This is a genomic window from Nonomuraea rubra, from assembly GCF_014207985.1.
Lineage (GTDB): Bacteria > Actinomycetota > Actinomycetes > Streptosporangiales > Streptosporangiaceae > Nonomuraea > Nonomuraea rubra.
Genome location: NZ_JACHMI010000001.1, coordinates 9,852,439 through 9,867,798, shown reverse-complemented (window position 1 = coordinate 9,867,798; position 15,360 = coordinate 9,852,439). Strand labels below are relative to the sequence as shown.

The window sequence follows — 15,360 nt, the reverse complement described above, 5'->3', positions numbered from 1 at the left end:
CGGACCGCTCGCCGGCCGGGAACGCCCATGAACGCCGCCCCCGGCACCGGCACCCTCGCCCGCCTCGCCCTGCGCCGCGAGCGGGGCATCGCTCCCTGGTGGATCCTGCTGGTCACGGCCATGGCCCTGACGATGGTCGCCTACATCAACCGGAACATGGCCACGTACCAGGACAAGCTCGCCTACCTGGAGGTCATCGACCGCAGCGCCTTCCTGCACGCGCTCGGCGGCGGCGTCGTCGAGCCCCGGCTGGAGGTGCTCGCCACCTGGCGCAGCGGCGGCTTCCTCTACGTGGCGGCCGCGTTCGCCGCCGTCCTGTCCGTCATCCGCCACACCCGCAGGGAGGAGGACGCGGGCAGGAGCGAGCTGGTCCTGGCGGGCACGGTCGCCCGCCACGCCCCGCTGACCGCCGCCATGCTGGTCGCGGGCGGGATCAGCCTGGCGGGCGGCCTGCTGGCGGCCGTCGCGCTGATCGCGGCGGGCCTCGAACCGGCCGGGTCCCTCACGTACGGGGCCGCCGTCACGGTCGTCGGCTGGATCTTCGGCGGCATCGCGGCCGTCGCCGCCCAGCTCGCCCGCAACGCCCACACCGCCACCACGATCGGCCTGACCGCCCTCGGCCTCTCCTACGTCCTGCGCTTCGCGGGCGACGCGGCCGGGCTGCCGTGGCTGACGTACCTGTCGCCGCTGGGCTGGGGTCACCTGGTGCGGCCGTACCAGGAGGACCGGTGGTGGCTGATCGGCCTCTGCGTCCTGGCCGCGGCCCTCCTGTACGGCGCCGCGTACCGGCTGCTCGCCCGCCGCGACCTCGGCTCCGGCCTGCTGCCCGAGCGCCAGGGCCGCGACTCGGCCCCGGAGCTGCGCGGCCCGGTCAGCCTGGCCTGGCGGCTGCACCGCGGGCTGCTGGTGAAGTGGGCGGCGGGGGTGGTGGCGTTCTCGGTGTTCGCGGGCGCGCTGAGCCCCTTGGCGCGGGACCTGATCTCCCGGCCGAGCGTCATCGTCGACAACATCACCGAGTTCCTCGGCGTCCCCACGGGCGCCACGATGCTCGGCGGGTACGTCTGGTACCTCGTCCTGATCCTCGCCTACGCCGTCGCCCTCTACCCGGTGCTCATGACGTTGCGGCTGCGCGCGGAGGAGGCGTCCGGCCGCGCGGAGGCCCTGCAGTCCACCCCGATGACCCGCCTGCGCTGGGCGGGCGGCCACCTGCTCGTCACCGCCCTCGGCACGGCGGGCCTGATGGCCGTCACCGGGCTCGTGTTCGGCGCGATCTACTCCCTGCTGGTCGGCGACCCGGCCACGGATCTGCCCGCCTTCCTGGCGGGTGCGCTGAGCACCGTCCCGGCGGCCTGGTGCGTGGGGGCGGTGTGCGTGCTGGCGTACGGGCTGGTGCCGCGCGCGAGCGTGGCGATCGGCTGGCTCGCGTGGATCCTGACCACCGGCCTGGGTCAGGTCGTCGGGCCCCTGTACGGCCTGTGGGGCGGCAGCCCGGCGGAGCCGTTCCACTACGTCGGCAACCCGATGCTGGAGCCGGCCCTGCAGCCCGCGCCCACGGCGGGCCTGCTCGCGATCACGACCCTCCTCACGGCCGGCGGCCTGCTCGCCCTGCGCCGCCGCGACTTCGGCGCCGGCTGAGCACCGTCCCCGACGCGTTGCCGGCCGGTGACGCGCTCGACGCGGGGGCGCGCCCCGGCATGCGGGTGTCCCGCGCCCTTGTAGCGTGGTGCCGGTCCAGGTGTTCCACTCAGGGGGCGGCCGCATGCGCTGGCAGGTTCACTCGGAAGAACCGCTGTACACCGATCGCTGGCTCGACGTCCGGGTGGCGGATGTGGAGCTTCCGGACGGACGGCATCTCGATCACCGCCTCATCCGGACCGCGCCCGGGGCGGGTGCCGTCGTCATGGACGATCGGCGGCGCGTACTGCTCATCTGGCGGCATCGGTTCATCACCGACACCTGGGGCTGGGAGATCCCCATCGGCAAGATCGACGAGGGTGAGGAGCCGATCGCGGCCGCCGCCCGCGAGGTCGAGGAGGAGACCGGCTGGCGGCCCGGCCCCTTGCGGCCCCTGCTCTACACCCAGCCGACCAGCGGCATCTCCGACTCCGAGCACCACATCTTCCGCGCCGACAGCGCCCGGTACATCGGACCGCCCACTGAGGCGTGGGAGGCCGAGCGGGTCGAATGGGTGCCGCTCACGGACATCCGCCGGCTGATCGACAAACGTGACCTCGTCAGCGGGACCAGCATGAACGCCCTGCTCTACGTCCTGTCGCAGCCGTAACGCCGGCCGGAGGCCTGGAATCTGATCGACGAAAATCGCAAGAAGCTTGTCGTGATGTCCTGGATCGGCAGGCGGAACTGCTGCTGCAGCACTCCCTGTCTGCGGGCAACGAGGAGATTCGTTGGGAAGCAGGTTCGCGTCCGGGGGTGCGGGGGCCGGCAGGCCACCGCCTGGGGGTGTGGGGGCGTGCCCCCACAGGGCGGAAGCCCCCCGGGCGTACGGCCTCAGGCGCGGCGGCGGGCGCGGTAGGCGGCGACGTGCATGCGGTTGCCGCACGTGCGGCTGTCGCAGTAGACCCGGGACCGGTTGCGGGACTCGTCCACGAAGACGCGGTCGCAGTCGGGGGCCGAGCAGGTGCGCAGGCGTTCCGCCTCGCCTTCCACCAGGAGGTGGGCGAGGGCGACGCCGCAGTCGGCCGCCACGTGCTCGGCGAGGGTGGCGTCGGCGGCGAAGTAGTGGACGTGCAGCGGGTGGCCGTCGTGTTCCGTCAGGCGGGGGGTGATGCGGGTCTCGGACAGCAGCGCGTTGAGGGTGCGGACGGCCGTGGGCTGGTCGGGGGCGGTGAAGACGCGGTGGAAGGCTTCGCGCACCATGCGGACCTGGCCCAGGTCGCGGGCCGTGAGCGTGCTGACGCCGCTGATCTTGCGGGATTCCACGAACGTCTGCAACTCGGGCAGGCCGGACAGGCCCTCGTCGCCGCCGGTGGAGGGCGAGGTGTTGACCAGTTCGACAACGGTGGCCAGAGAATGCACCATGTCATGGCCAAACGGCATGTTGACTCCTGTCCGCGCCGGGTTCTAGCGTGGTCGCAGCGTATCTCCTGTACGGGGTTCGAGGGGTTTCCGTGAGTGCACATCGCCGTATCGTGCTGATCGCGATCGTCGGCGCGCTCATCATCTCCACCTCCGCTCCCCTCGTGCGGTTATCAGGTGTATCGCCTGCGACCTCGGCGTTGTTCCGGTGCGCGTACGCGGTGCCGCCCATGGTGCTGCTGGCCTGGGTGGAGCGGCGCAGGTTCGGGCCGCTGCCGCGCAGGGCGGTGCTGATGTCGTGGGCGGCGGGCGTGGTGTTCGCGCTCGACCTGCTGTTCTGGCATCACGCGATCGAGTACGTGGGCGCGGGGCTGGCGACCGTGCTGGGGAATCTGCAGGTGTTCATCGTGGCGTTCGCCGCGTGGGCGCTGTTCGGGGAGCGGCCGGGCACGCCGTTGATGGTCGGGACGCCGGTGGTGTTCGCCGGGGTGGTGCTGATCTCCGGGGTGTTCGACAGCGCCGCCTACGGGAGCGATCCGATGCTGGGGGTGGCCGCCGGGGTGGCGACGTCCCTGTCGTACGCGGCGTACCTGCTGCTGCTCAAGGGCGGGTCCGACAGGGCCGCGGGGCCGCTCGCCCATGCGACGGTGGTGGCCACGGTGGCCATCGCCCTGCTCAGCCCGCTGTTCGGGGGCGCGGACCTCGTGCCGGACTGGCCGGCGCACGGGTGGCTGCTGCTGCTCGCGCTGGGGCCGCAGGTGCTGGGTTGGTCGCTGATCACGTTCTCGCTGCCGCGCCAGCCCGCCGCGCTCACCTCGCTGCTGCTGCTCGTGCAGCCCATGTCCACGGTGGCGATCTCCACGCTGGCGCTCGGCGAGCGGCCGTCGGTGCTGCAGCTCGCCGGATGCGCGGTGGTCGTGCTGGGGGTGTTGTACGGCTCCCGCCGGCCCGCCAGGGTCCCGGAAAGGGTGGAGGTCTGAGAGAGCTCCCGGAAGGGTGGACCCTTGAGAGGGCTCAGCCCGTCCGGGCCGGCGCCGTGGAGCAGGACGAGCAGGTGCCGAAGACCTCGACCGTGTGGGTGATCTCGGTGAAGCCGTGCTCGCTGCCCACCGCCTCGGCCCACCGCTCGACGGCCGGCCCCGCCACCTCCACGGTGCGGCCGCACCGGCGGCACACCAGGTGGTGGTGATGGGTGTCGGTCGCGCACGCGCGGTAGACCGACTCGCCGTCGTCGGTACGCAGCACGTCGACCTGGCCCTTGTCGGCCAGCGCCTGCAACGCCCGGTAGACGGTGGTAAGCCCGATCTTCGCCCCGTGCAGGCGCATCTCGGCATAGACGTCCTGCGCGCTACGGAAACCCTCGCTCTGGCGAAGGGTGTCGTGCACGGCATCGCGCCTTGTCGTCATGCGATCTCCTCGACGCGCAGCTGTGGTCGCTCGCTCAATGTCGACTCCTGGGTACGGCCTCGCCGTACGAATTTACCGACACCGAGGGCCAGGACGAAGCCGGCGAGCGCAAGAAGCACGATCGCGGCGCCCGGCGGGACCTTGGCGGAGTAGGTGGAGGCGAGCAGCCCGCCCACGGAGGCGATCACGCCGAACAGCATGGCCAGCCCCATCGTGGTACGGAAGCCGCGGGTGAGCTGCTGGCTGGTGGCCACCGGGATCACCATCAGGGCGCTGACGAGCAGCAGGCCGACCACCCGCATGGCGATGACGACGGTGAGGGCGGCGGTGACGGCGATGAGCAGGCTCAGGAAGCGCACCGGCAGGCCGCTGGCCTTGGCCATCTCCTCGTCCTGGCAGAGCACGAACAGCTCCCTGCCGAAGATCAGGACGACCGCGATCACGGCGGCGGCCAGCGCGGCGATGACCCAGATGTCCTCGACGGTGACGCTGGCGATGGCGCCGAACAGGTAGGAGTTCAGCTTGGCGTTGCTGCCGCCGGGCGCGATGCCCATGAGCATGACGCCGCCGGCGATCCCCCCGTAGAACAGCAGCGCGAGCGCCACGTCGCCGCTGGTGCGCCCCCGGGCCCTGACCAGCTCGATGGCCACGGCGCCCGCGATGGACACGAGCACGGCGGTGAGCACGGGCGCGGTGCCGGTCAGGAAGCCGAGCGCCACGCCGGTCAGCGCCACGTGCCCGATGCCGTCGCCCAGCAGCGACAGCCGCCGCTGCACGATGAACGTGCCGACGGCGGGCGCGCAGAGCCCCACCAGCAGCGCCGCGATGAGCGCGAGCTGGAAGAGCTCCTCCTGGAGAAGTTCGAAGATCACCTTGGTTCCCCCTGCCACCCGGTGAGCGGGCCTCCCACGGGCTCCTCACCGTGCGGATGCTGATGCTCGTGCCCCGGCCTGGCGCAGTCGCCCTCCGGGCGGGGCGGCCGGCCGTCGTGGGCGATGCGGCCCTCGCGGATCACCACGCCGCGCGTGATGATCGGCTCCAGCGGGCCCAGCTCGTGCGCCACCAGCACCACGGTCTTGCCGGCCTCGACCAGCCTGGCCAGCGTGTCGGCGAGCAGCTGCTGGGTCTCGGCGTCCACGCCCGCGGTGGGCTCGTCCATCACGTACGTGTCGGGCTCCCCGGCCAGCGCCCTGGCGATGAGCACGCGCTGCTGCTGCCCCCCTGACAGCGACTGCACGGGATCCCCCGCCCGGTCGGCGAGCCTGACGGCCTCCAGGGCGCTCGCCACGGCCGCCCTGTCGGCCGCGCTGGTCCTGCGGAACCTGCTCTGCCTGGCGATCCGGCCCGAGGCGACGACCTCGCGCACGGTCGCGGGCACGCCGCCGCCGACCTGGAGCCGCTGCGGCACGTAGCCGATGCGCCACCAGTCGCGGAACCTGCCGGGCGCTGTGCCGTACACGAGGGTCTGGCCGCCGGTCAGCGGCGTGAGGCCGAGCAGCGTGCGGACCAGCGTCGACTTGCCCGAGCCGTTGGCGCCCAGGAGGGCGACGACCTCCCCGGGACAGACGGTCAGGTCGATCCCTCGAAGGACGGGCTTGCCATCGAAGGAGACCCGGCCGCCGGTCATCGCGAAGGCCGTTTCGCTCATGCCGTACACCCCAGTGCTGTTTGTAGTGTTTTGAGGTTATCGCGCATGGCGGACAGGTAATCCCCGGAGGGCTTGCTCTCCAGCGGGTCCAGGACGGCCGTCTTGGCTCCGACCTGGCTCGCGAGCACCTCGGCCACCTTCGGGCTGACCAGGGACTCGGTGAAGATCGTGGTGACGCCCTCGGCCTTGGCCAGCTTGGCCACCTCCGACAGGCGGGTGGGCGACGGCTCGGTCTCGGGGTCGAGCGTGATGCCGACCTGCTTGAGCTTGTACCGGTCGGCCAGGTAGCCGAACGCCTCGTGCGCGGTGACCAGCGTCTTGGTCTTGCACGTGGTCAGCCCCTGGGTGAACTCCTGGTCGAGCGTCCCCAGCGTGGCGGCCGTACTGGCGGCGCGGTCGCGGTAGCCCTGGGCGTGTGCGGGGTCGGCCGTGGCCAGGCGCTCGCCGAGCTTGGTGGCGACGGTGGCCAGGCGGGAGGGGTCGAGCCAGAGGTGCGGGTCGTAGGAGAGCTCCTCGTGGCCGTGCTCCTCCTCGGCGTGGCCCTCCTCCTCGGCGTGCTCGCCGGCGGGGATGGTGGTGACGGCGGTGGCGGCGTCGAAGCTCTTCTCGGCGTCCACGGCGTCGTCCACGGCCGGCTGGATGCCCTTGATGTAGACGGTGAGCGCGGCGTCCTTGAGCTCGGTGACCTGCTGGATGCTCAGCTCCAGGTCGTGCGGCTCGACGCCGGGCGCGGTCAGGCCGGTCACGGTCGCGTCGGATCCCCCGACCTGCTCGGTCAGCCACTGCAGCGGGTAGAACGCCGCCACGACCTCGGGCTTCGCGCCGGAAGCGTCGGCGGAGCCGGAAGCGGTGGTGGTGGTCTGGGCGGAGCCGGAGCCGCAGGCAGCGGTGGTGAGCAGGGCGGCTGCGGCCAGCATGCCGACAGCGCTCGACCGGGAAAATCCTGACATCATGTGAGTCAGTATGCGTCGGAATGAAAATGGTTGTCAAAATCTGGGATTGTAGTGGGATGCCGAGCGGCGGCTGGGGGCCAGGCGCGCCGCGCGGCATCCCGTCATCACCCCGGTGATCGTGCGCGGGCAGAGCCGTTGCCGGCGCCCGAGGTGACGTCTGCGGGCCACCTTGTGGCGTACGCACAGCGGCTCGCCGCCGGCCGCGAACGGGCCGGCCGCGTGCGGGCCCCCGGTCCTGTCACAGACCCGCCGGGCGGCGCGCAGCCGGTCCGGCGGGTGCCCCTGAGCATGTGCTGGAAGAGGATGACCGCCCGGGCCGCATCCCGCGACGCGTGGCGCGCCGGTGGACGGGCCGGGTGGTCAAGAGTCATGATCCCTCCATTCGGTATGCAATCTACGGTATTCCGAGCTAGACCGCACGAACGAGATTTTCGTTCAGCAGGTCGCTCACCGCGTGGATGGCCCGCAGTGTGGGCACCTCCGCGCCGGTGAGGTCGGCCAGCTCGACCACCGCGGCCAGCAGCACGTCGAGTTCCAGCGGCTTGCCCTTCTCCAGGTCCTGGAGTGTCGAGGTCTTGTGCTCGCCCGCCTTCTCCGCGCCGCGCAGGCGGCGCTCGATGGAGATCCCCGGATCGCAGCCCACCCGCCTGGCCACGTCCACCGTCTCCCGCATCATGGCCACGACCAGCTCCCTGGCGCCGTCGTGGCGGCAGATGCCCGCCATGGTGGCCCTGGCGAGCGCGCTGATCGGGTTGAAGGCGATGTTTCCCATGAGTTTGATCCAGACGTCCCGGCGGAGATCGCGCTCCACCGGGCACTTCAGCCCGCCCTCGACGGCGGCCTGGCTGAAGGCGGTGCACCGCTCCGTCAGCGTGCCGTCAGGCTCGCCGATGGAGAAGCGGGTGCCTTCGAGGTGCCGGATGACGCCAGGCTCCTCGATCTCCGTGGCGGCGTAGACGACGCAGCCGATGGCACGATGCAGGGGCAGCGCGGCCGTCACCGCGCCGCCGGGGTCGACACTCTCGATGCGGTAGCCCTCGTAGGGGCCCTTGAGCCCGTGGAAGTACCACCACGGGATGCCGTTCTGCGCGGCGATGACGCTTGTGGTCTCGTGCAGGAGCGGCTGGATCATGGGGCCCGCGGAGGCGTAGCTGTTCGCCTTGAGGCCCAGGAAGATGTGGTCCACCGGACCGACCTCGGTGGGGTCGTCGGTGGCATGGGGATGGGCGACGAAGTCGCCCCTGGGGGTGAGCACCCGCACACCGGCGCGGCGAATTGCCTGGAGGTGCGCCCCTCTCGCGATGAGGTGCACCTCCACTCCCGCCCTGTGGAGGGCGGCCCCCACGTATGCGCCGATGGCGCCGGCGCCAAGAACAGCGACCTTCATGCTGCGCTCCGTTCTCGCGTCGGATCGTGTATCCCGTATACAGTATGGAAAAACGAGGGTCAAGGAGTGCGCCGGCGGCCTCGGTGGCGCGCGGGACGGTCGCGCGGCGGACGCGAGAGGAGATCGAACTGATCGAGTTGTCCCCTAGGGGGTAGACACACCGTTCGTAGGGGAGTAACCATTGCGTTCATACGGTATGCAGTATGCGGAAGACAGCATTTCGTCGCCGGGAAAGGGTGGCATGATGTCGGAAACGATCTCTGGCGGTCATCTCGTAGCCAAGGCGCTCAAAGCCGAGGGCGTGGACGTGATCTACACGCTCTGCGGTGGCCACATCATCGATATCTACGACGGCTGCGTCGATGAGGGCATCGAGGTCATCGACGTACGCCACGAGCAGGTAGCCGCGCACGCGGCGGACGGGTACGCGCGCATCACCGGCAAGCCCGGCTGCGCCGTGGTCACCGCCGGGCCGGGCACGACCGACGCGGTGACCGGCGTGGCCAACGCCTTCCGCGCGGAGAGCCCGATGTTGCTCATCGGCGGGCAGGGCGCGCTGAGCCAGCACAAGATGGGCTCGCTACAGGACCTGCCGCACGTGGACATGATGACCCCGATCACCAAGTTCGCCGCGACGGTGCCGAGCACGGAACGGGTGGCGGACATCGTGTCGATGGCCTTCCGCGAGTGCTACCACGGCGCGCCGGGGCCGTCCTTCCTGGAGATCCCGCGCGACGTGCTCGACGCGAAGGTGCCGATCGAGAAGGCCCGCATCCCCGCGGCCGGCCACTACCGGGCCTCGACCCGCCAGGCGGGCGACCCCGAGGCCGTCGAGCGGCTGGCCGACATGCTGGCGCACGCCGAGAAGCCGTGCATCCTGCTCGGCAGCCAGGTCTGGACGTGCCGGGCCACCGACGCGGCCATCGACTTCGTACGTTCGCTGAACGTGCCCGCGTACATGAACGGCTCGGGCCGCGGCACGCTCGCCCCTGGCGACCCGCACCACTTCCAGCTCAGCCGCAGGTACGCCTTCACCGAGGCCGACCTCATCATCATCGTCGGCACCCCGTTCGACTTCCGGATGGGCTACGGCAAGCGCCTGTCGCCGACCGCGAAGGTCGTGCAGATCGACCTCGACTACCGCACCGTCGGCAAGAACCGCGACATCGACCTCGGGATCGTCGGTGACGCCGGGCTCATCCTCTCCGCCGCCGCCCAGGCCGCGAGCGGCCGCATCGAGAACGGCGCGGCCCGCCGCAAGGAGTGGCTGGAGGAGCTGCGCAACGTCGAGACCCAGGCCTACGAGAAGCGCCTGCCCAGGCAGCTCTCCGGCGCCCAGCCGATCGACCCGTACCGCCTCGTGCACGAGATCAACGAGTTCCTCACCGAGGACACCATCTACATCGGCGACGGCGGCGACATCGTCACCTTCTCCGGCCAGGTCGTGCAGCCCAAGTCGCCCGGCCACTGGATGGACCCGGGCCCGCTCGGCACGCTCGGCGTCGGCATGGCCTTCGCGATGGCCGCCAAGCAGGCGCGGCGCGACAAGGAGGTGCTCTGCCTGTTCGGCGACGGCGCCTTCAGCCTCACCGGCTGGGACTTCGAGACGATGGTCCGCTTCGACCTGCCGTTCATCGGCGTCATCGGCAACAACTCCTCGATGAACCAGATCAGGTACGGCCAGGCCGCCAAGTACGGCGAGGACCGCGCCCGCGTCGGCAACACCCTCGGCGACATCCGCTACGGCGAGTTCGCCAAGCTGCTGGGCGGCTACGGCGAGGAGGTCCGCGACCCGGCCGAGATCCGCCCGGCGCTGGAGCGGGCCCGCCAGTCGGGCAAGCCCTCACTGATCAACGTCTGGGTCGACCCAGAGGTGTACGCCCCCGGAACCATGAACCAGACCATGTACAAGTAGGGGAAACGCAGAGATGAAGGCTCTCGAAGGTGTCCGCGTCCTCGACATGACCCACGTCCAGTCCGGCCCGTCGGCCACCCAGGTGCTCGCCTGGCTGGGCGCCGACGTGGTCAAGCTGGAGGCCCCCACCGGCGACATCACCCGCCAGCAGCTCCGCGACCTGCCCGACGTGGACAGCCTCTACTTCACGATGCTGAACTGCAACAAGCGCAGCATCACCCTCAACATGAAGAGCGAGCGCGGCAAGGAGATCTTCACCGAGCTGGTGAAGAGCGCCGACGTCCTGGTGGAGAACTTCGGTCCCGGCGCGGTGGACCGCATGGGCTTCCCATGGGAGCGCCTCCAGGAGCTCAACCCCCGCCTCATCTACGCCTCGATCAAGGGCTTCGGCCAGGGCAGGTACGCCAAGTTCAAGGCGTACGAGGTGATCGCCCAGGCCATGGGCGGCTCGATGAGCACGACGGGGTTCGAGGAGGGGCCGCCGCTGGCCACGGGCGCGCAGATCGGCGACTCGGGCACCGGCATCCACGCGGTCGCCGGCATCCTGGCCGCCCTCTACCAGCGCGAGCAGTCGGGGCGCGGGCAGCGCGTACAGGTGGCCATGCAGCACGCCGTGCTGAACCTGTGCCGCGTCAAGCTCCGCGACCAGCAGCGCCTGGCGCACGGGCCGCTGCGCGAGTACCCGAACAAGACGTTCGGCGACGAGGTGCCGCGTTCGGGCAACGCCAGCGGTGGCGGCCAGCCGGGCTGGGCGGTGCGCTGCGCTCCCGGCGGCCCGAACGACTACATCTACGTCATCGTGCAGCCGGTCGGCTGGAAGCCCATCGCGAACATCATCGGCCGTCCCGAGCTGGCCGAGGACCCCGAGTGGGCGACGCCGGAGGCGCGGCTGCCGAAGCTGGACAAGATGTTCCAGCTCATCGAGGAGTGGACGATCCGCCACGACAAGTGGACGGTGCTGGACCGGCTCAACGCCGAGAACATCCCGTGCGGCCCGATCCTGTCCACCAAGGAGCTGGTGGAGGACGAGAGCCTTCAGGACGAGGGCATCGTCGTCAAGGTCGAGCACCCGACGCGCGGCGAGTTCGTGACCGTGGGCAGCCCGCTGCAGCTCTCGGACTCGCCGGTGGACGTACGGACCCCGCCCCTGCTGGGCGAGCACAACCAGGAGATCTACGGCGAGCTCGGCGTGAGCGCGGACGAGCTGGCCGAACTCAAGACGAACGGAGTCATCTGATGGAGCGGCGAGTAGGGCCCGACAGCGGCAGCTCGCGTAACCAGGGCGGGTCCGTAGGGAGCGCGACCATGAGCACAGTGGCCGCCAGGGAAGTCATCGAGAAGGCGCTCGCCGAGGGGCGTAACGCCCTGACGGCCCCGGAGGGCCGCGAGCTGTGCCAGGAGTACGGCATCGCCACCCCCGGCGAGGGCCTGGCCACCTCGGCCGACGAGGCGGCGCGGCTGGCCGGGGAGATCGGCCTCCCGGTCGTGCTGAAGATCGTCTCGCCCGACATCCTGCACAAGACGGACGCCGGCGGCGTGCTGGTCGGGCTGAAGAGCGAGGAGGAGGTGCGGCAGGGCTACGAGACGATCCTGGCCAACGCCCGCGCCTACAATCCCGACGCGAAGATCGACGGCATCCAGGTGCAGCAGCTCGTCGGCGGCGGCCACGAGGTCATCGTGGGCGCGGTCACCGATCCCACCTTCGGGAAGGTCATCGCGTTCGGCCTCGGCGGCGTCCTGGTCGAAGTGCTCAAGGACGTGACCTTCCGACTTGTCCCGGTTTCGGGTGATGATGCCCTCAGGATGCTGGACGACATCAGGGCGGCCGAAGTACTGCGCGGGGCCCGTGGGGCCGAGCCCGCGAACAGGGAGGCGCTGGCGACGCTGATCGAGCGCGTCGGCAGGCTGGTCACGGACATCCCCGAGATCGTCGAGGTGGACCTCAACCCCGTCTTCGCCGACGCGAACGGCGCCGTCGCCGCCGACGTGCGCATCCTCATCGGCGAGCCGCAGCCCGAGGTCGAGCGGCTGCCGCGCGAGGAGATCCTGCGGCAGATGAACCGCATCTTCAAGCCGCGCTCCGTCGCCGTGATCGGCGCCTCCGCCGAGACCGGCAAGATCGGCAACTCGGTCATGAAGAACCTCATCAACGGCGGCTACCAGGGGCAGATCTACCCGATCAACCCCAAGGCCGACGAGATCATGGGGCTCACGGCGTACAAGAGCGTCGCGGACGTGCCCGGCGACGTGGACGTGGCCGTGTTCGCGATCCCCGCCAAGTTCGTCGCGGCCTCGCTGGAGGAGGTCGGCGAGAAGGGCGTCGCGGGCGCGGTGATGATCCCGTCCGGGTTCGCCGAGACCGGGAACGTCGAGGGCCAGAAGGAGATCGTCGAGATCGCCCGCAGGCACGGCGTCCGCATGCTCGGCCCCAACATCTACGGCTACTACTACACGCCCGAGAACCTCTGCGCGACCTTCTGCACCCCGTACGACGTGCGCGGCAGCGTGGCGCTGACCTCCCAGAGCGGCGGCATCGGCATGGCCATCCTGGGCTTCAGCCGCACCACCAAGATGGGCGTCTCGGCCATCGTCGGCGTCGGCAACAAGGCCGACGTGGACGAGGACGACTTGCTGACCTTCTTCGAGCAGGACGACAACACCAAGGCCGTGGCCATGCACCTGGAGGACCTCAAGGACGGGCGCGGCTTCGTCGAGGCCGCCCGCCGCGTGGTCAAGGAGAAGCCGGTCATCGTGCTCAAGGCCGGGCGCACCGCGATGGGCGCGCGGGCCGCGGGCTCGCACACCGGCGCGCTGGCCGGCGACGACAAGGTCTACGACGACATCCTGCGCCAGGCCGGGGTGGTGCGCGCGCCCGGCCTGAACGACATGCTGGAGTACGCCCGCGCGCTGCCGATCCTGCCGGCGCCCAAGGGCGAGAACGTCGTCATCATCACCGGCGCGGGCGGCTCGGGCGTGCTGCTGTCCGACGCCATCGTGGACGCGGGGCTGACCCTCATGGACATCCCCGACGACCTGGACACGGCGTTCCGCGCGTACATCCCGCCGTTCGGCGCGGCGGGCAACCCCATCGACATCACCGGCGGCGAGCCACCCTCGACCTACGAGAACACGGTCCGCCTGGGCCTGTCCGACGACCGCATCCACGCGCTCGTCCTGGGCTACTGGCACACGATCGTGACGCCGCCGATGGTCTTCGCCGAGCTCATCGCCCGCGTGGTGGCGGAGGAGCGGGCGAAGGGCAACGTCAAGCCGGTCGTGGCGTCACTGGCCGGCGACACCGAGGTTGAGGAGGCCAGCGAGTACCTGTTCGAGCACGGCGTGGTCGCGTACCCGTACACGACTGAAAAGCCCGTGGCGGTCCTCGGTGCGAAGTACCGCTGGGCCAGGGCGGCCGGTCTGCTGGGCTAAGAGCCGAGTTCCAGCAGCACCAGGCGAGGGGGCAATTCGGGGCGCAGAGGAAGGCAACAACCCCCCAGGAGGTCCGTAGGTGGACACATCGAACACACCACCGGCGACGGCCACGCCGCCGGTCGAGGATCAACGAGTATGGAAAGCGGGCCGGCTCGAGCCGATGCCCATCAGGAAGCTCCCCGACGCGCCTCCCTCGGTGCACATTCTCGGGCCGACGGTGTTCCTCGTCGCCCTGGGCGTGGGCATGGGCGAGTCGTACATGTGGCCCCGGCTGGTGCTGCTGTTCGGGCCCGAGATCAGGTGGCTGTTCCTGATCGGCGTCACCCTGCAGGCCGTGGTGATGCTGGAGATGGCCCGTTACGCCATGGCCACGGGGGAGAGCATCTTCTCCGGCGCGGCCAGGGTGTTCAAGCCGCTGATGTGGTTCTTCTTCGTCGTGGCGATCGCCGTCTACATCTGGCCGGGACACCTGTCGGCCGGAGCGGCGGCGTTCGAGGAGATCACCGGAATACCCTGGGTGGTGACCGCGATCGCCGGGTTGATCCTCGTCGGCGTGGTCTTCACCCTCGCCAAGGTGATCTACAACCTGCTCGAGAACGTGCTCTCGCTGCTGATCGGGGCGCTCGTGCTCGGCACGGCCGTGGTCGCGGCCATGGTCGGCTCCTGGGGAGACGTGGTCACCACGATCAGCGGCATGTTCTCCATCGGCTACCTGCCGGCGGAGGCCATGACGGCCGCCTGGTTCCCCGTCATCGTCGGCGCCTGTGCCTTCGCCGGCCCCTCGGGCATGCAGCAGATGTGGTACACGCTGCACCTGCGTGACTCCGGGGCCGGCATGGGCGTGCACCAGCCGAAGATCCGCGGGCTGCGCCACGCGGGCGAGGAGGAGGAGCGGCCCAACCGCGGGTTCATGTTCGACACCGACGACCCGGCCGAGATGGCCAAGTGGAAGGGCTGGCGGCGCTGGGTCACCTTCGACGCGCTGCTGCTGTTCTGGGGCATCACCATGCTGGTGACGATCTCCTTCACGGTGATCGCGCAGGCGGCGGTGCGGATCGATCCGGCCGTGCGTACGGCCATTCAGGGCGACGACCGGGAAGTGGCGCTGACCGCGATGTCGAACGCCGTCTCCTCGGCGGGCAGCTCGGTTCTCGGGGTCGTGTTCCTCGGGTTCATCGCGCTGATCGGCCTGAACGCGACGCTGGGCCTGTTCGACTCGTTCTCGCGCGGCCAGGCGGACATGACGTACAACTTCATCCCCGGCACGAAGAAGCTGGGCATGTCGAAGCTGTACGCGATCTTCCTCTGGGGCGTGATCATCTTCGGCATCCTGATCCTGCTGTTCGGCCCGGCCGACGGTCCGAGCGGGATCCTGGACACGCTGGCGTTCCTGTCGACGTTCGCGATGGGCGCGTACTGCGTGACCCTGCTCCTGGTGAACAACCGCATGCTGCCCAAGCCGATCAGGCCCAGGTGGTGGTCGAACGTCATCATCGGCTTCGGCGCGGTGTTCTACCTGGGGATGCTGTTCTACAGCCTGTTCGCCTACGGCGTGGTCGTGGGCTGATGACAGGACGGCACA

The 15,360-nt window shown here is 70.4% G+C and carries 13 protein-coding genes; 7 read left to right on the top strand and 6 right to left on the bottom strand.

Going from position 1 to position 15,360, the window contains the following annotated elements; all coding sequences use genetic code 11:
* The first annotated feature begins 27 nt into the window (after positions 1-27).
* Positions 28-1,635, top strand: coding sequence for an ABC transporter permease (locus HD593_RS44895; protein ID WP_185109017.1), 1,608 nt, complete (start codon positions 28-30; stop codon positions 1,633-1,635).
* Positions 1,636-1,759: 124 nt separating this feature from the next.
* Positions 1,760-2,284 (top strand): NUDIX domain-containing protein, encoded by a 525-nt coding sequence (locus tag HD593_RS44890; protein ID WP_185109015.1) that lies wholly within the window; start codon positions 1,760-1,762, stop codon positions 2,282-2,284.
* A 224-nt stretch (positions 2,285-2,508) separates the two neighbouring features.
* On the opposite strand, the gene HD593_RS44885 is transcribed toward HD593_RS44890, so the two are convergent.
* Positions 2,509-3,057: a CGNR zinc finger domain-containing protein gene (locus HD593_RS44885; RefSeq protein ID WP_185109014.1), complete on the bottom strand. Its 549-nt coding sequence runs from the start codon at positions 3,055-3,057 to the stop codon at positions 2,509-2,511.
* A 71-nt stretch (positions 3,058-3,128) separates the two neighbouring features.
* Here HD593_RS44885 and HD593_RS44880 point away from each other — a divergent pair, with 71 nt between their 5' ends.
* Entirely contained in the window at positions 3,129-4,016 is an 888-nt protein-coding gene (locus HD593_RS44880; RefSeq protein WP_312904168.1) for a DMT family transporter, read from the top strand.
* Between the two features lie 34 nt (positions 4,017-4,050).
* On the opposite strand, the gene HD593_RS44875 is transcribed toward HD593_RS44880, so the two are convergent.
* The 5 genes from HD593_RS44875 to HD593_RS44855 form a co-directional block, all read right to left on the bottom strand.
* A complete protein-coding gene (locus HD593_RS44875) occupies positions 4,051-4,443 on the bottom strand; it encodes a Fur family transcriptional regulator (RefSeq protein ID WP_185109010.1) in 393 nt (130 codons plus the stop codon).
* The gene (locus HD593_RS44870) at positions 4,440-5,312 is read right to left on the bottom strand and encodes a metal ABC transporter permease (protein WP_185112516.1); all 873 of its coding nucleotides are present in this window, start codon (positions 5,310-5,312) and stop codon (positions 4,440-4,442) included. Before HD593_RS44870 ends, HD593_RS44875 begins: the two co-directional genes overlap by 4 nt.
* The gene (locus HD593_RS44865; protein ID WP_185109008.1) at positions 5,312-6,091 is read right to left on the bottom strand and encodes a metal ABC transporter ATP-binding protein; all 780 of its coding nucleotides are present in this window, start codon (positions 6,089-6,091) and stop codon (positions 5,312-5,314) included. Before HD593_RS44865 ends, HD593_RS44870 begins: the two co-directional genes overlap by 1 nt.
* Positions 6,088-7,044 carry a metal ABC transporter substrate-binding protein gene (locus tag HD593_RS44860; RefSeq protein WP_246547061.1) on the bottom strand — a complete coding sequence of 319 codons (957 nt, stop codon included), beginning with the start codon at positions 7,042-7,044 and terminating at the stop codon, positions 6,088-6,090. The genes HD593_RS44865 and HD593_RS44860 overlap by 4 nt, the downstream gene beginning before the upstream one ends.
* A gap of 409 nt (positions 7,045-7,453) precedes the next feature.
* On the bottom strand, positions 7,454-8,431 hold the full coding sequence (locus HD593_RS44855; protein WP_185109006.1) for a 2-dehydropantoate 2-reductase: 978 nt from the start codon (positions 8,429-8,431) through the stop codon (positions 7,454-7,456).
* Positions 8,432-8,672: 241 nt separating this feature from the next.
* Here HD593_RS44855 and HD593_RS44850 point away from each other — a divergent pair, with 241 nt between their 5' ends.
* The 4 genes from HD593_RS44850 (at position 8,673) to HD593_RS44835 (ending at position 15,345) form a co-directional block, all read left to right on the top strand.
* On the top strand, positions 8,673-10,346 hold the full coding sequence (locus HD593_RS44850; protein ID WP_185109004.1) for a thiamine pyrophosphate-binding protein: 1,674 nt from the start codon (positions 8,673-8,675) through the stop codon (positions 10,344-10,346).
* Positions 10,347-10,359: 13 nt separating this feature from the next.
* Positions 10,360-11,583, top strand: coding sequence for a formyl-CoA transferase (gene frc / locus HD593_RS44845; protein WP_185109001.1), 1,224 nt, complete (start codon positions 10,360-10,362; stop codon positions 11,581-11,583).
* Positions 11,584-11,651: 68 nt separating this feature from the next.
* Entirely contained in the window at positions 11,652-13,775 is a 2,124-nt protein-coding gene (locus tag HD593_RS44840) for an acetate--CoA ligase family protein (protein ID WP_185108999.1), read from the top strand.
* A gap of 79 nt (positions 13,776-13,854) precedes the next feature.
* On the top strand, positions 13,855-15,345 hold the full coding sequence (locus tag HD593_RS44835) for an Nramp family divalent metal transporter (protein ID WP_312904166.1): 1,491 nt from the start codon (positions 13,855-13,857) through the stop codon (positions 15,343-15,345).
* The last annotated feature ends 15 nt before the right edge of the window (positions 15,346-15,360 follow it).

Excerpts from the sequence above, each read along its gene's own strand:
- HD593_RS44895 (WP_185109017.1), top strand. The coding sequence starts at position 28 with ATGAACGCCGCCCCCGGCACCGGCACCCTCGCCCGCCTCGCCCTGCGC.
- HD593_RS44890 (WP_185109015.1), top strand. The coding sequence starts at position 1,760 with ATGCGCTGGCAGGTTCACTCGGAAGAACCGCTGTACACCGATCGCTGG.
- HD593_RS44885 (WP_185109014.1), bottom strand. The coding sequence starts at position 3,057 with ATGCCGTTTGGCCATGACATGGTGCATTCTCTGGCCACCGTTGTCGAA.
- HD593_RS44875 (WP_185109010.1), bottom strand. The coding sequence starts at position 4,443 with ATGACGACAAGGCGCGATGCCGTGCACGACACCCTTCGCCAGAGCGAG.
- HD593_RS44865 (WP_185109008.1), bottom strand. The coding sequence starts at position 6,091 with ATGAGCGAAACGGCCTTCGCGATGACCGGCGGCCGGGTCTCCTTCGAT.
- HD593_RS44860 (WP_246547061.1), bottom strand. The coding sequence starts at position 7,044 with ATGATGTCAGGATTTTCCCGGTCGAGCGCTGTCGGCATGCTGGCCGCA.
- HD593_RS44855 (WP_185109006.1), bottom strand. The coding sequence starts at position 8,431 with ATGAAGGTCGCTGTTCTTGGCGCCGGCGCCATCGGCGCATACGTGGGG.
- HD593_RS44850 (WP_185109004.1), top strand. The coding sequence starts at position 8,673 with ATGATGTCGGAAACGATCTCTGGCGGTCATCTCGTAGCCAAGGCGCTC.
- frc (WP_185109001.1), top strand. The coding sequence starts at position 10,360 with ATGAAGGCTCTCGAAGGTGTCCGCGTCCTCGACATGACCCACGTCCAG.
- HD593_RS44840 (WP_185108999.1), top strand. The coding sequence starts at position 11,652 with ATGAGCACAGTGGCCGCCAGGGAAGTCATCGAGAAGGCGCTCGCCGAG.